This is a genomic window from Clostridium pasteurianum DSM 525 = ATCC 6013, assembly GCF_000807255.1.
Taxonomy (GTDB): Bacteria; Bacillota; Clostridia; order Clostridiales; family Clostridiaceae; genus Clostridium_I; species Clostridium_I pasteurianum.
The window spans coordinates 1,409,741-1,425,531 of sequence record NZ_CP009268.1; the positions used below are offsets into that span (position 1 = coordinate 1,409,741).

At 29.7% G+C, this 15,791-nt stretch carries 14 protein-coding genes and 1 pseudogene; 10 read left to right on the forward strand and 5 right to left on the reverse strand.

Annotated features, from left to right (window positions below; translation table 11 throughout):
- Positions 1–57 precede the first annotated feature (57 nt).
- On the reverse strand, positions 58–1,230 hold the full coding sequence (locus CLPA_RS06325; RefSeq protein ID WP_174548949.1) for an RNA-guided endonuclease InsQ/TnpB family protein: 1,173 nt from the start codon (positions 1,228–1,230) through the stop codon (positions 58–60).
- Positions 1,193–1,565: pseudogene (locus CLPA_RS06330) on the reverse strand (IS607 family transposase). Before CLPA_RS06330 ends, CLPA_RS06325 begins: the two are co-directional and overlap by 38 nt.
- A 392-nt stretch (positions 1,566–1,957) precedes the next feature.
- Between CLPA_RS06330 and sdaAB the strand changes: the two are divergent.
- Genes sdaAB through CLPA_RS06345 form a run of 3 tightly spaced genes read left to right on the forward strand, consistent with a single transcriptional unit; the run spans position 1,958 to position 3,893 of the window.
- Positions 1,958–2,641: an L-serine ammonia-lyase, iron-sulfur-dependent subunit beta gene (sdaAB, locus tag CLPA_RS06335; protein ID WP_003446220.1), complete on the forward strand. Its 684-nt coding sequence runs from the start codon at positions 1,958–1,960 to the stop codon at positions 2,639–2,641.
- On the forward strand, positions 2,642–3,511 hold the full coding sequence (gene sdaAA, locus CLPA_RS06340; protein ID WP_003446222.1) for an L-serine ammonia-lyase, iron-sulfur-dependent, subunit alpha: 870 nt from the start codon (positions 2,642–2,644) through the stop codon (positions 3,509–3,511).
- A gap of 52 nt (positions 3,512–3,563) precedes the next feature.
- Positions 3,564–3,893: a hypothetical protein gene (locus tag CLPA_RS06345; protein ID WP_003446225.1), complete on the forward strand. Its 330-nt coding sequence runs from the start codon at positions 3,564–3,566 to the stop codon at positions 3,891–3,893.
- A 35-nt stretch (positions 3,894–3,928) separates the two neighbouring features.
- On the opposite strand, the gene pssA is transcribed toward CLPA_RS06345, so the two are convergent.
- Positions 3,929–4,465, reverse strand: coding sequence for a CDP-diacylglycerol--serine O-phosphatidyltransferase (pssA, locus tag CLPA_RS06350; RefSeq protein WP_003446226.1), 537 nt, complete (start codon positions 4,463–4,465; stop codon positions 3,929–3,931).
- Positions 4,466–4,707: 242 nt separating this feature from the next.
- Between pssA and CLPA_RS06355 the strand changes: the two genes are divergently transcribed.
- The 6 genes from CLPA_RS06355 to CLPA_RS06380 all read left to right on the forward strand — a co-directional run bounded on the left by CLPA_RS06355 (position 4,708) and on the right by CLPA_RS06380 (position 10,275).
- Positions 4,708–5,400, forward strand: a complete 693-nt coding sequence (locus CLPA_RS06355) for a TVP38/TMEM64 family protein (protein WP_003446227.1) — start codon at positions 4,708–4,710, stop codon at positions 5,398–5,400.
- 54 nt (positions 5,401–5,454) lie between these two features.
- On the forward strand, positions 5,455–5,883 hold the full coding sequence (locus CLPA_RS06360) for a CBS domain-containing protein (RefSeq protein ID WP_003446228.1): 429 nt from the start codon (positions 5,455–5,457) through the stop codon (positions 5,881–5,883).
- Positions 5,884–6,453: 570 nt separating this feature from the next.
- Positions 6,454–7,335, forward strand: a complete 882-nt coding sequence (locus CLPA_RS06365; RefSeq protein ID WP_003446229.1) for a YegS/Rv2252/BmrU family lipid kinase — start codon at positions 6,454–6,456, stop codon at positions 7,333–7,335.
- Positions 7,336–7,706: 371 nt separating this feature from the next.
- The gene (locus tag CLPA_RS21635; protein WP_236900389.1) at positions 7,707–8,042 is read left to right on the forward strand and encodes a hypothetical protein; all 336 of its coding nucleotides are present in this window, start codon (positions 7,707–7,709) and stop codon (positions 8,040–8,042) included.
- Between the two features lie 37 nt (positions 8,043–8,079).
- Positions 8,080–8,766, forward strand: a complete 687-nt coding sequence (locus CLPA_RS06375) for a response regulator transcription factor (RefSeq protein ID WP_003446232.1) — start codon at positions 8,080–8,082, stop codon at positions 8,764–8,766.
- Positions 8,767–10,275, forward strand: coding sequence for a sensor histidine kinase (locus tag CLPA_RS06380; RefSeq protein WP_003446234.1), 1,509 nt, complete (start codon positions 8,767–8,769; stop codon positions 10,273–10,275).
- 88 nt (positions 10,276–10,363) lie between these two features.
- On the opposite strand, the gene CLPA_RS06385 is transcribed toward CLPA_RS06380, so the two are convergent.
- Both CLPA_RS06385 and CLPA_RS06390 read right to left on the reverse strand, forming a co-directional pair.
- On the reverse strand, positions 10,364–11,980 hold the full coding sequence (locus CLPA_RS06385; protein WP_003446236.1) for an FMN-binding protein: 1,617 nt from the start codon (positions 11,978–11,980) through the stop codon (positions 10,364–10,366).
- A gap of 291 nt (positions 11,981–12,271) precedes the next feature.
- Positions 12,272–14,224, reverse strand: coding sequence for a YgiQ family radical SAM protein (locus CLPA_RS06390; RefSeq protein ID WP_003446238.1), 1,953 nt, complete (start codon positions 14,222–14,224; stop codon positions 12,272–12,274).
- A gap of 339 nt (positions 14,225–14,563) precedes the next feature.
- Between CLPA_RS06390 and sleB the strand changes: the two genes are divergently transcribed.
- Positions 14,564–15,265, forward strand: coding sequence for a spore cortex-lytic enzyme (sleB, locus tag CLPA_RS06395; protein ID WP_003446240.1), 702 nt, complete (start codon positions 14,564–14,566; stop codon positions 15,263–15,265).
- Positions 15,266–15,791: the final 526 nt, after the last annotated feature.

Below are 15,791 nucleotides of genomic sequence, written 5' to 3' on the forward strand. Positions count from 1 at the left end.
CTCCACAGTCGTTAATTCCCCAAATAGCCTTGGGTACACATATAAGTGCTTGTTTAATTAAGCTATCTTATATTTTTTAGCATTAGCTAAATTTATTGAAGCATTTAAATCTCTATCTATTGAAGTGTTACAATTATCACATTTATATATCCTATCAGATAGTTTTAAATCCTTTTTAGTATATCCACAACAACTACAAATTTTACTACTTGCATAAAATCTATCGGCTAATCTTATTTCAATATCATTATGTTTAGCTTTAGAAATAAGATTAGTTCTAAATTCATAGAATTTTTGTTGTGATACAGCTTTAGCTAAATGTCTGTTCTTCATCATTCCTTTAATATTTAAATCTTCAATTGTTATAAAGCTTGGTTTTTGCTTTACTATCTCATTTACCGTCTTATTCACATAGTCGGTTCTTATATTTCCAAGTTTTTGATGAAGTTTTTGTACCTTAACTACTTGCTTTTGGATATTTTGACGAGCAGCTTCTCCTTTCTCTTTTTTATTTCTTAATTTTAAACTTTCATATTTTCTTGAAAGCTTTCTTTGTTCACGTTTTAACTTCTTTTCTAATCTTTTAACTTTTTTTGTCTTATTAATATTTTTCTTAGTTACACCATTACTGCATATAGCAAAATCTCTAAGTCCAACATCAATACCTATACCTTTAGAAAATGCTTTATCATTTACTTTAATTTCTTCTTCAACTAATATTGAAACATAATACCTATCTGATTTTTGACTTATTGTACCACTTTTAACCATTGAATTTACTGGGATATAACCAAATTCTTTAAATCTAACCCATCCTAATGTTGGCACTTTAACTCTATGTCTTTCAATTGTCCAATCTGTTTTATTGTTTTTAGGAAAGTACGATTTTACGTCTTGTTTTTTCTTCTTCTTGAATTTAGGAAATCTGCTTTGGCCCTTAAAAAACTTTTTAAAGGCTTTCTCACCATTCATAATAGCTTGTTTTGTAGCTTTGGAAGATACTTCTTTAATCCAAACTTTGTCTTGATTATTAGGGACATACTCATTGTTAAGCCATTTAGAAAAGTCTATGCCACTAACAAACTTCTCTTCTTTTTCATAAACTTCTTTATTACGAGCAATGTAAAAATTATATATAAACCTGCTTACACCAATAGTTTGATGAATTTTTTGTTTTTGTTCATTAGTTGGTTTAATCTCTATTTTGTATGCTTTTTTCAACTTCTTCATCTTCCTTTATCTTTTTCTTATATTTTCTTAAACCATAAATTCTACAACTAAAAACATGAAGTATGGAAATTTCTATTATTTCATCTACAATAATACTGTTTAAGAAACTCAACTTGATTTTTCAAATCATCTTTTTGATTAGAAGTTGAAACCCTTGTGTATATAACTATTCTTTTTTCAGAGGATGTTATCCATTTAAATTCTCTATATTGCTCATAAGTGTAATATCTTCTATTTGTTGGTATTCTAAAACCTGCATTATCCCATCTTTGTAGAGTTAAAACTGACACATTTAACAACTCTGCAAATTCCTTTGGTTTATGATTCTTATACAAATATAATCACTTCCTCTTGTGATTATATTTGTATATATTCTTACGAACTAACGATATCCTCCTTGCTGCTTAAATCTTTTAAATAATAATACGATTTTTGTTATATAAGTTCTATTCAATCTATAATGTTTGCATATTTATAAAATTTAATACAAAATATATTTTTATAATTAATAATTGTTGTTTTATGGCTAAATGTAATTTATTATGTTTGTATATAGGTATTTGAAGCAAGTTCTTAATTCAGGTGGGGATTCTTTTACCCCACCTGAATTTTAGAACTGCAAATGCATGGCTTACTTGGCGTCGAACTCCCACTTGAAGAACTGGGAGACTTACGCCAAGTTAGTCAGGTGAAAATAAATTATAGATAAAAAAGCAGGTGAAATATTATGAAAGAATTTAGCTGTTTTGATATAATAGGTCCAATAATGATAGGTCCTTCCAGTTCCCATACAGCGGGGGCGGCAAGACTTGGAAAAATTGCAGCTATAATAGCTGGAGAAAAAGATATAGTTAAAGTTAAGTTTTTGCTTCATGGATCCTTTGCCAAAACCTATAAAGGTCATGGAACGGATAAGGCATTAATGGCTGGTATACTTGGAATGAATCCCTGGGATGAACGCCTTAAAAATTCCTTTGAAATCGCAGAAGAAAGGGATATTAAATTTGATTTTATAGAAGCGAATCTAGGTATAGAACATCCCAATACCGTTAAGTTCATAATTATAAGAAGAGATGGAAGTGAAGTTACAGTGAAGGGATCTTCTATAGGAGGCGGAAGTATTAAAATAAGTGAAATAGATGATCAAAAAGTAGAATTCAATGGGGATTATCCAACACTTATAATAAAGCACAAAGATGTTCCAGGAATGATATCTAAGGTAAGTACAGTTATATCACAGGCGGGAATAAATATAGCCTTTCTTAAGGTATATAGAAAAAGCAGAGGACTTACTGCAGCTATGATATTTGAGACTGATGAGATTATACCAGATGGTTTATTACCATTAATAAAAAATCTAGGGAATATAGAGAGTATAAGATGTATAAATCCACTTACGGAGGGAAAATAGATGTTTGTAAATACTGGAAAAGAACTTATGGATATTTGCAGTAAAGAAAATATGCCTATATATAAATATGTACTCTTACAGGAAATGGAAGAAAATAACAAAACAGAGAAAGTCATATTGGATAAGATGAACAGAAATTTAAAAGTAATGAGAGCTTCAGCAGAATATGGACTGACTCATGAAGTTACTTCTGTAAGTGGATTAATTGGCAGGGATGCTGTAAAAGTATATAAATATGCTAAAAGTAAAAATACTATATGCGGAGAATTTCTTGTAAAAGCCATGGCAAGAGCTCTTTCATCTTCAGAAGTAAATGCAGCCATGGGAAAAATTGTAGCGGCACCTACAGCAGGTTCCTGTGGAATTTTACCAGCAGTTATAATAAGCACTGGAGAAAAGTATGATAAGACAGATGAAGATTTAATAAAAGCATTGTTAACAGCCGCAGGAGTAGGAATAATAATAGCTAAAAATGCCACTTTAGCAGGAGCAGAAGGAGGATGTCAAGCTGAGTGCGGTTCTGCTGCAGCTATGGCTTCTGCTGCAGTAGTGGAGATGCTTGGAGGAACTCCTAAACAAGCTTTAGATGCAGCAGCTATAGTTATAAAAAATATATTGGGACTTGTATGTGATCCCATTGCAGGACTTGTAGAAATACCCTGTGCAAAGAGAAATATAGGCGGCACCGTCAGTGCACTGTCCACGGCAGATTTAGTACTCAGCGGAGTAGAAAGTAAAATACCTTTTGATGACTGTGTGGCGGCTATGTATACAATAGGGAAACAGATGCCTTGTGAATTGAGAGAAACAGCAATGGGAGGATTAGCTGTAACCAAAACAGGTTTAAAACTTAAAAATAGTATAAAATAACAGCATAGAGCATATAATACTAGTGATATTTATCTTAAAGGTGGATTTAATTTTGTCAAAACGAAAAGTCATAGAAAAATATTATTCTGATGTAAGTAATCTTGCAGATTTACTAGGACGACTTGTAAATTCTTATAGACTTTTGATTGGTGGAGTTGGGGAACTTAATCAGATAGCATTGTCTACCAAGAATGATGTGAAAAATGCCATTAAGAGAGTTGATAAATTAGGGGAGGTTATTGATAAAATATTGGACAATATGGAAGATACTAATAAGGATTATATTAATTATTGCAAACTTAAAAGTGAAGTATTGAAAAAAAGCATAAATATAGACAGTATTCGTACGGAAATTGAGGAAGAGCTTAAATCCTCAAATTAAAAGAACTCCATAAGTAATTTATGGAGTCTGTTTTTTTAAACCTTTTTAATTTTTAATTTGCTTACCATTAAATATGACAGCATAAGTATTAGAAAAATAGTTACTAAGAGATTTGGAATTGCATTTAATAAGATCAAAATAAGAGAATAAAATGCAATAATGATTCCAGCTGCAGTTATTGGTATTCCCATAAAGTTTCCATCAAAGCTAGTGGTATTGTATCTTGCTAGTCTGTAGGCTCCTGCAATTGGCATTAATAAAACTAATACATAACCAATAAGACCCAATCTTGCAAAATCATATAGATTAAAAATTAATATTGAGGGAGCAACACCAAAAGAAACCAAGTCAGCTAAAGAGTCAAGTTCTTTTCCCAGTTCACTTGATACATTTAAATATCTAGCAACTCTACCATCATACCTATCTATAAGTGCTGCAAATATAATAAAAAGACAAGCCCATTTATAAGCATTTAAATTTTGTGATGAAGCCTCAAATGTCATCAAAAGAGATAATACCCCGCAAGCCAAATTACTCAGTGTGAAAAAATTTGGTACAGAATTTTTAGCCATTTTAAAAATCACTCCTATGTTTTTATAATTGCATAATGAGTTTGCATATAACTTAGTAATTATAACATATTAATTGGAAGTTATTAAGTATAAATAATAATACAATATATTATAACTCATTTATTTGAAATAGTTAATAGTTTATTAATAATTTTACATGTTAGGAAGTATAGTTTTTGTAAATACTAGAAATGAATTTATTACAATGTTATTATATATAGTATATTGGAGATGAGAAAAATATGAGAAGAGCTCATTATAATAGAATTAAATATGTTCTTATTATTTGTCTTGCACTTATTATTTTTTATATGTTTTTTAAATTTGGATACATATTTAAATACATTGATTTAGTAAATTTAAAAAGACATATATCTATAGTGCATCTAAAAAACTATATATTGAGTTATGGAAGTTTTGCAGCAGTTATTTTTGTTGTAATATATTCAATTAAACCTGTTGTATTAGTGATTCCAACTTCTTTGTTGTCTATATTGGCAGGAAATGTGTTTGGTCCCATGTATGCCTTTTTATTGAGTATGACAGGATGTTTTTTTTCTGCTTCATTAGCTTTTTGGCTTGCACATATTCTGGGAAAACCCTTTGTTGATAAAATACTTAGAGGTAAGGCTTTTAAACTTGATAGTGGAATAGAAAAACATGGGTTCTTAATAATGCTTCTTATGCGTTTGTCTTTTGTATTTCCCTATGATCCTCTTAGTTATGCAGCAGGGCTTACTAAAATGAAGTATACAGACTTTATTTTAGGGACTATGCTTGGTATAATACCAGAGATGCTGTCCTATTCATTTATGGGAAAACATTTAAATAGACCTTTTTCCATTAAAATGCTGCTGCCTATTGCTATAATAATGGCAGTTGCTGTTACATCTTCCTATATATACAGAAGATACAAAAAAATAAAAATCAATTAAAGATTATATAAAAACTACTCTTGGTTAAAATACAATCAGGAGGTGTTTTTTATTATGAAAGTTAGTAAAATAATGACGGAAAGTGTAGCCAGTTTGAATGTTGAAGATACTATTGAAAGGGCAGCCCAGTTAATGAGAGAGCATAATATAGGGTCCATTCCTGTGTGCAGAGGTGAAAAAGTAGTTGGAATTATTACTGATAGGGATATAACGCTTAGATCCGTAGCTAACGGAGAAAACGCAAAAGTACAAACAGTTAAGGAAGTTATGTCATCTAATCCTGTAATTATACAACCTGATATGGAAGCAAATGAAGCAGCAAGAATAATGTGTGAAAGACAGGTAAGACGACTTCCTGTAGTAGAAAATGACAATTTAGTTGGTATAATTGCCCTTGGAGACATAGCAACTAATCCTACAATGCAGAATATATCAGAAAAGGTGTTGTGTGAAGTTTCTGAACCTTGTACACCTGAAATTTAAATATTATAATTACCATAAAAGTAAGTAACAAGTCAAAATACTATATGACTTGTTACTTACTTAATTTTATTATGTGAAATTTTTGTATTTCCATGGGGAAGATGAATAGGGATAACTTAATTGAAAATAGAGAAAATAACCAATCGTTAGTATATAATTAATAATTTTATATTATAATATATAAAGAATGTAATTAGGCATGTGAAAATAAATAGTAAGTCAAAGATGCGACGAATATTTTGAATCTAACAAGGAAGTAGGTTCCGAGGATAGTGGGCTATCTGAGGGTTCTGCTGACGTAGTAGGATTCAAAATAGGCTAGCATACTGACTAGTTATTTATTTGAATATGCCTTAGTATAGAATAAATTGCTGAGTACCTACCTTAAAAACTTTAATTAACAACTGGTTTTAAATATAGATAAACAACTTCAATGATTAATTTTTATAAATAAAAGCGTTTAAAATATTGTATTTTATTAATGTGTAAATTAAGTTTTCATATTGTTTATCTATAATTGTTAGTAATGGAAATATATATTATAAAATTTGTTGATAGGAGATTTTTAGCATGAATAAAGTAAAATTTATTTATAATCCTTATTCAGGGGAAAATTCTATTTTAAATAATATAGATAAGGTTATAAAAATACACCAGAAAAAGGGATATACAATAATACCCTATAGAATAAGCATGGAATTTAACATAGATAGAGCTTTTGAGGATATAGATGATAATTATAAATACATACTTATAGCTGGCGGTGATGGCACTGTAGATACAGTGGTTAACTGTATGAAAAATAGAGGATTAGATATTCCAATAGCTATTTTACCAGTGGGAACAGCTAATGATTTTGCAAAGTTTATTGGTATGCCAAGTAATATTGAAAAGGCATGCAAACAGATATTGAGCACAGAAGTTAAAAAAATTGATTTGGGAAAAATAAATGATAAGTATTTTTTAAATGTAGCTAGTATGGGTTTATTTACAGATATATCTCAGAAAACTGATGTTAATTTAAAAAATACTATGGGAAAATTGGCCTATTATATTAAGGGTATAGAGCAATTGCCCAATTTTAGAAAATTAAAAGTTAAAGTAAGATCTGAAAAGAGTTATTTTGATGGAGATATATATTTAATGTTTATATTTAATGGACAAACTGCGGGAAATCTGAATTTTGCCTATAAAGCTCAAGTAGATGACGGACTTTTAGATGTAATTATAATTAAAGCTATTAATCCTGTAGATTTTTTTGGCTTATTTATAAATATGCTCAAAGGTGACCATTTAAACAACAGTTCTATAATTTATTTTAAAACAGATAAACTAGAGATTGAATGCCATGAAGACATAACTACAGATATAGATGGAGAAAAAGGGCCAGATTTTCCTCTTAGAATTACTTGTATAAAGCATGGACTAAAAATTTTGGGAATGGAAGAATAAATATAATTTTTTACTAATATTAATAAGTAATAATAAGTTTTGGGAGAAAGTAAATGATAGTGTATATATATTTAATTTTATTATTACTTGTTTTATTATCTGTTTTATCTGGGATAAATCTGTGCTTAAGGTGCCCTAAAAGAATTAGGATTCTCAGCTTTACTATTCTAATTTTGTTATTCCTAAGATATGTATCTTTATTTATAATGTACATAAATAATAATATTGGTTATATGTACATAATGAAATCTATTTATTTTGTATATTTAGCATGTATACCAATAAGTGGAATTATAATATTATATATTTTATCTAGGAAAGACAATATAAAATTCCTACATATTACAATAGGTTCTTTTACATTTTTAATAATGTATTTTTTGTTGTTTTCAAAGGTTTCAGTATCTATAGGCATTATAAAAGATGCTGCATTAGGTTATAGTATGAATTTACAAAATAACTTTTTATATATAGGAATAGTTTATTTTGCTTTAAATATAGTGTTACTTATGTTCTATATTGACATTATAAATAGTTCTAATACAAATAGGACTGGAATAATATTGGCAGTATGTTCTTCATTAAGTACTGTTACATCAGTGATACTTCCCTATATTGGTATTGAAATTATGCCTCAATATTTGTGGGGAGAATTTATGTGGATAATTACTTTAAATTATTGTTTAAGTAAAGTAAAGAAAAAATAAAATTAGAGAATACATAAACAAAAGGGAGATAAATATCATGAATATGATAAATAAAAATAAGATAAATATTCTTGTTGTAGATGATGAGGATAGTATAACTTCATTTATAAAAATGGGGCTTGAAGCTGAAGGATATAATGTATATACAGCTTCTGACGGTATAGGGGCTATGGCTTTAGCGAGAAAATTGAAACCTGAAATAATAATACTGGATATTATGATGCCTGGAATGGATGGCTATGAGGTATGTGATGAAATAAAAAAACTTATGAAAACATCAATTATTATGCTTACTGCTAAGGATGAAATAGATGCTAGAGTGAAAGGATTGAATTCAGGAGCAGATGATTACATGATAAAACCCTTTAGTTTTAAAGAATTATTGGCAAGAATCAATGCAAGGCTTCGGAATATATTCCCAGAGTTAAATAGTTTGATTCCTATAGGAGATTTTTTAATAGATAATGGTGCTCATGAAATTTCTTTTAGGGATAAAACATTAAAACTTTCTGTAACAGAGTATAATTTACTGAAATATCTATTGATTAATAATGGACTAGTACTGAGTAAAGCTTCAATAATTGAAAATGTTTGGTGTAATGATTTTAATGGTGAAGAAAATATAGTAGAGGTATATATAAGATACCTAAGAGATAAGCTTGGAGATAAAGAACACAAAATAATTTTCACCGTGCGGGGTGTAGGATATAGGATGACAATATAGATGAAAAAATTAAAGAATATATTGAAAATTAATAGTCTAAAATATCAATTGTTGTCTCGTTTTTTTTTAATATTAATACTGCTTTTGATTATAATCGGGATACTTCAATATATAACTATGAAGGAATATTTGTATGGAGGTAAAGAGCAGGTTTTAGATGCCAGATTTCATAATCTTGATGAACACAAATTACAGAAAATACAAAGTACGGAGGAAGTAATAGAAGAATCAAATGATCTTTTAGATGAAACCGTTGATTCAAATATGAGTGGAGCAATTATTGATATAAATGGTAATATTATAACAAGTATGAGCAAAGGGCCAAATAATCGAAAGTCTAATGATATCATTAAATCAGAAAATATAGATAGTTTTTCCAAAAATCCTATTTTAAAATTATCACAAGATTACTATACAAAATTATTTAAACAAAGAGGGAATCTAGAAGGTTATAAATTATTTAAAGACGAGAATAAGAATTTACAAATAGTAGCCTTTCGTAAAATTGGAGATTTGCATTCACCTTCAGGGCTTATACAGTTAAATATTTCAGCAAAGCCTATACAGGATATACTTTATAAACAATTTTATATTTATCTAACAATATCTATTATAGTATTAATTATAGGAGGAATGTTTACTTTAACAGTATTTAAATACACTTTAAAACCACTTTACAACATGACTAATACTATAGAGGACATTAGTGTAGGACATTTAAATACTCGTTTACCTATAAATAATGGACAGTTAGAAATAAATAAATTGTCCAGTGCATTTAATACTATGTTGGAGAAGATTGAGTTGTCTTTTAAAGAAGAACAGTATATCAAAGAAAAGATGAGGCAGTTTATTTCTGATGCTTCTCATGAACTGAGGACTCCTCTTACTTCTATTCACGGTTTTGTAGAGGTTCTGCTTAGAGGAGCAGCAAAAAATGAGCAGCAGCTGGATTTAGCATTGAATAGTATTTTAATTGAGAGTGAGAGACTTAATAAACTGGTTAATGATCTATTATTACTGACCAGACTAGATAGGCACATAAGGGTAGAAATGAAAAGAGAAGATATTAATGATATTATAAATGAAATGTATCCTCAGCTGAAGATACTTTCTAGAGGGAGGAGAATAGAGTTAAAATTAAAAGAAAGCATTTTAGTTTATGCCAATAGAGATCAAATTAAACAGGTAGTATATAACTTGGTGCAAAATGCCATAAACTATACAGATGGACACAATGGTGCAATAAGTATAAGTACGGATTATGATAATAATTTTATGATTTTAAAAATTAAAGATAATGGAATTGGTATATCTAAAGAAAATATTCATAAGATATTTGACAGGTTTTTCCGCAGCGAGGCTCATAGATCGCGTAAATATGGAGGATACGGATTAGGTCTTTCAATAGTTAAATCTATAATAGATGATCATCATGGGAAAATTGCGGTAAGTAGTGAGGTTGGAGTGGGAACTATATTTTCTATATATCTAAAAAGAATATCTTAAAATTGAAGCAAGTTCTTAATTCAGGTGGGAATTCTTTTATCCCATCTGAATTTTAGAACTTCAAATGTATGGCTTACTTGGGGAATAACTATGATTTAGCTTTACTTAATGCATCTTCAACGGCAGAAATAATTCCATTACTGCTGTAGGTAGCCCCAGAAACCACATCTACCTGGGCAGATTGAGATGAAATGATTTCATTTTGTATTGAATTGTAAGCTCCCTCATAATAGTCTGGCGTGTCTTCATCGGATACAGTTTTAATATCTGTAATTTTACCATTCTTTACTATAACTGAAATCTCGGTTGTACCTCCTCTAAAACCAGTGCCAGTCCCAGTATAAGTACCATCTCTATATTTACTTTCAGCAGTTGTAGTATTTTCAGTATTAGAATCTGTGCTGGCAGTACCCGTTGTTGAACTAATATTGGTGGATTTATCATTATTTGTTATAGTACTATTTTCAGATGATGCAGTATTGTCTAAAGAAGAATTATTATCTGATGATGAAGCAGTATTACTTTGTGATGAATTGTCTGCTGTTGCATTGTTCAGTGCATTTTTTACAGCAGAAATAATTCCATTACTGCTGTAGGTAGCACCAGAAACCACATCTACTTCAGTAGATTGAGCGGAAATTATTTCGCTTTGTATTGTACTATATGCTCTTTCGTAATAGTCTGGTGTATCCCCATTGGATACAGTTTCAATATTAGCGATTTTTCCACTTTTTACTGTAACTGAAATTTCAGTTGAGCCTCCTCTAAATCCAGTACCAGTGCCACTATATGTTCCATCTGTATATTTTACTTTTGGCATAGAGCTGCTGGTGTTAGAGGATACAGATACTGGTAAATTCCTACTTACAACTTTTCCCGCCACATTGTTGGCAGAGTAGAGACCTGTAAAAGCAACTATGGCAATGGAACTGGCTAATGCTGGATTGATATTTTCATCACAGATAGTAGTCTTAGTATTATTTCTAGGACATTTTTCTATGCATCTTAAACAATTTATGCATTCTCCACCCCTAACTTTTTGCAGCTTATAAAGTTCTATTCCCATGGAACAGTTATTTGTACATGCTCTGCATTTACCGCATTTGTCGGAAGGCTTGTTTATTTTAAATATACTAAGCTTGGATATTATTGAAAATATGGCACCTAAAGGACAGAGATACCTACAGAAAAATCTTTCGATAAATACAGCACCTAAAGCTATTAATATCAGTATAATGAGTCCAACTGGATAATTTAATATAACTTGAGGAAGATCGCTTATCTGTGCAAAGGCATTCCAAGGACTAAAAGTGTCGAAGGACTTGCTGCCAATTGTCCATATGAAAATTATTATAAATAGTAAAACTGCATATTTTAAGTATTTTAATATATTATCTATATTTTTATTAATCTTGAAATTTGTTTTAAATACTTTATTCACTATAATATATATGAAATCATTAAAGGCTCCGAAAGCACAAATCCAACCACAGAAAAATCTACTTAGTATTAGGGTCAGAATAAAAATTGTTAAAAATCCTGCTAGATTAGGGAAAATTTCAACAAAATTGAATTTGCCATTAATTATCATTGAATATATTTGACCTAATTGACTAAAGGTTAAAGCAAAGAGACCTGGGAGTAAAAATAAAAATATAATCTGAATAAAGACTCTGAATATTTGTATTTTAGGTATTCTTTTCATGGTGTCAACTCCTTATTTCTATTTGGGACTTCAAATAAATAGATAGAGGGTATTCAATAATATTTTGGTTTCTATTTATTTTACTGTCTCCTATCATTAAAATTTACTACAGGTATAACTATACAATACTTTTATTAATAAAGGTTTAAAGATTACTTAGAGTTTCCTGAGAAATTAGTAACCATATTGTTAATATTTGCGTCAAATCATTACCTATATGAACGCAATAAGAAAATAACTGCAGTTAATATCTCGCTAAAAGTATATTAACTGCAGTTATTTAAATTATCTTCATCTATTTCTGGACTTATGATTTTTTGAATTATTTTTGTTCAATTTTTTACTGTGCTTATGTTTAGCATTAAAAGAATTTTTTGATCTAATACTTGAGGATTTAGAAGTCCTGTTTTCAGATTTAGAGGATGATCTATTAAATTTTACTCTTGGAGAAGCTGGTATAAGACAATTAGCGCCGCCGCCTATTAAATCCTCTCTATGAGCTTTTATCAATGCTTCTTTTACAATTTTATAATTTTCAGGTTTAGCAAATTGGAGTAGTGCTCTTTGCATATTTTTTTCCTGTTGGGTCTTAGGAACATATACTTTTTCATTTGTAAAAGGATCTATTCCAGTGTAGTACATAGTGGTGGAAAGACTTCCTGGTGTAGGGTAAAAATCCTGTACCTGTTCTGGAATGTAGTTCATCTTTTTTATATATAAAGCTAATTCTATGGCTGCCTTTAAATCACTTCCAGGATGACTTGACATAAGGTATGGTACAAGATATTGTTTTGTACCTAGACGATTATTTATATCATGGTATTTTTTTACAAAGCTATCGTAGACTTCTCTTGTGGGTTTGCCCATTTTCCTTAGTACTTTATCACTTATGTGTTCAGGTGCCACTTTTAATTGACCACTTATATGATATTTGCAAAGTTCTTCAAAAAATTTTGTGTTTTTATCGTGAATAAGATAGTCATATCTTATTCCAGAGCGTATAAATACCTTTTTTATTTTTGGCAGTGATCTTAGCTTTCTTAGAAGACTTAGATATTCAGTATGATCTATTTTAAGATTCTTGCAGGGATTTGGGAAAAGACACTGTTTTGTCTTACATACTCCTCTTTCCAATTGATCTTTACAAGATACATGTCTGAAGTTAGCTGTGGGACCTCCTACATCATGAATATAACCTTTAAAATCATCAAAATCAGTCATTGCCTTGGCTTCATCAATAATGGAATTTTGACTTCTGTGCTGAATGGTTCTGCCTTGATGAAAGGTAAGTGCACAAAAGGAACAACCTCCATAACAGCCTCTATGGCTTGTAATTGAAAATTTAACCTCTTTAAGAGCTGGTATACCGCCTTTATCTTCATAGGATGGATGATAAGTTCTTGTATAGGGAAGATTATACACCACATCCATCTCTTCTTCTGACAGAGGATATTGAGGGGGATTTTGTACTACATATCTGTCACCATGTTTTTGAATAATAGTCTTACCTCTAAAGGCATCTTGTTCCATAGATTGAAGTTTGAAGGCTTCAGCATAAGCATTTTTGTTTGAAGAAACTTCTTCATAGGAAGGTGTTTCAACATAGTCCCTTAGATTACTTATATCTGAAGTTATATATTCAGTACCCCTTATATCTGCCATGTCCTTTATATTCATTCCATATTTACACAAATTTGCTATTTGAATTGTAATTTTCTCCCCCATACCATAAGCTAATAAATCAGCATTAGAATCAATAAGTATACTTCTTCTAACTTTATCGTCCCAATAATCATAGTGAGCAAATCTTCTAAGGCTTGCTTCAATTCCACCTATAACTATGGGTACATCTTTATAGGCTTCACGAGCTCTATTACAGTATACTATGAGAGCTCTATCAGGTCTATAGCCTGATTTGCCACCAGGAGAGTAAAAGTCATCATGTCTTTTTTTCTTTGCAGCGGTATAGTGATTTACCATAGAATCTATATTTCCAGAGTTTATAAAAAAAGCATATTTAGGCTTTCCTAATTTCATAAAATCTTTTGTATTCTTCCAATCGGGCTGTGCTATTATTCCCACAGAAAAACCTTCACTTTCAAGAACTCTGCCAATTATTGCACTGCCAAAAGAAGGATGATCTACATAAGCATCTCCCGTTATTATTATAAAATCAAGCTGATCTATTTTTCTTTCTATTAAATCATTTTTACATACAGGTAAAAATTTGTTGTTTTTTTTCATTGATTTTTCTCCTAATTTGTTAATATGAATCAATTAATAATATTAACATAATATAAGATAAATATAAATATGCAATAATTTTATGTTTGATTTATAGAATAAATATAAATTAAAAAATTTCCTGTAAAATAAAAGTATTTTTTTTGATAGTTCAGTAAAAAATAGAATTAGTTCTTATTATAAAAAGGGAGGTGAACTGTTTCAAAACGTATAATAATATCTATAGATACTTTATATTGTTCCTTTATAGTGTAATTATGTAAAGCAAAGCTAGAATACCTTGAACAGTAATTTAAAGAAATTTATAGAGTTTTATAATGTTTTGACAACGGTCTTGATATGAATGCTATAAAAAATAAAAAAATAACATTTACTTTAATAGCTGTATTATTAGTTACATACTTTGGCACTTCTATTATCTTTTCACCTTATAGCAATGCAATTAGTGCTATTGCATATAAATATGGATCAAAGGGAAGTGTGGTAACTCAAATTCAAACAAAATTAAAAAATTGGGGATATTATAAGGGAAGTGTAGATGGAAAATTCGGATATCAAACCTACTTAGCAGTAAAAAATTTTCAAAGTAAAAATGGATTGACAGCAGATGGGGTTGCAGGAGATAGCACTTTAGCAGCTTTGGGTATAAATAATCCATCACAATCTAATAATGCCCAGTATTCCAGTAATAGTGAAGATTTGATGCTTTTAGCAAGACTTATTAATGGTGAAGCAAGGGGAGAACCTTATGAAGGTCAAGTGGCTGTTGGTGCTGTAGTTCTCAATAGAGTGAGAGATTCAAGATTTCCTTCCACTGTAGCTGGAGTAATATACGAGCCTCGTGCATTTACAGCAACAGTAGATGGTCAAATTGATGCTGAATTAGAGCAAACTTCTATTAATGCTGCCAGAGATGCATTAAATGGCTGGGATCCTTCTGGCGGTGCAGTATACTATTTCAATCCAGCTAAAGCCACTAGTGCGTGGATATGGTCCAGACCACTAATTAAAATCATCGGAGAACATAGATTTTGCAGTTAATATATCAGATTAATATTACTTAGTTTATTGTGACAATAATAGATTAAGAATAAGTTATCTTCAGTGCATGAAAACAATTAATGTATTGAAGATAACTTTTTAAATTATATTTAAATATATTATAATTGTCTGCAAAAGATATTTATACATATTAATATTAAAACATATATAGATATTTTTTACTTTGATAGTGTATTAAAAAATTATTTTTTATATCAATATGCTTGCTTGTACTATTAATAAAATATATAATAATTCAATAGATATATTGATAGAATTTAAAAAATTATTTGTTAAAATATAGTTGACAAAAAATTTTTTTAGAATATAATAATATATGAAAACATACTCAAACACTTGGAAATATGTTGAAGAAGGAAAGTATTTTAAATAGAATTTTTAGAGAGAGAACTGGAAGCTGAAAAGGTTCTTAAAGGAAATTTAAAAGAAGTGCCCTTTGGAATAGTGTCTTTGAATTATAGTAAAAGGCAACGGGGAAGCCCGTTATAGCTTTAGAGCATGTCTG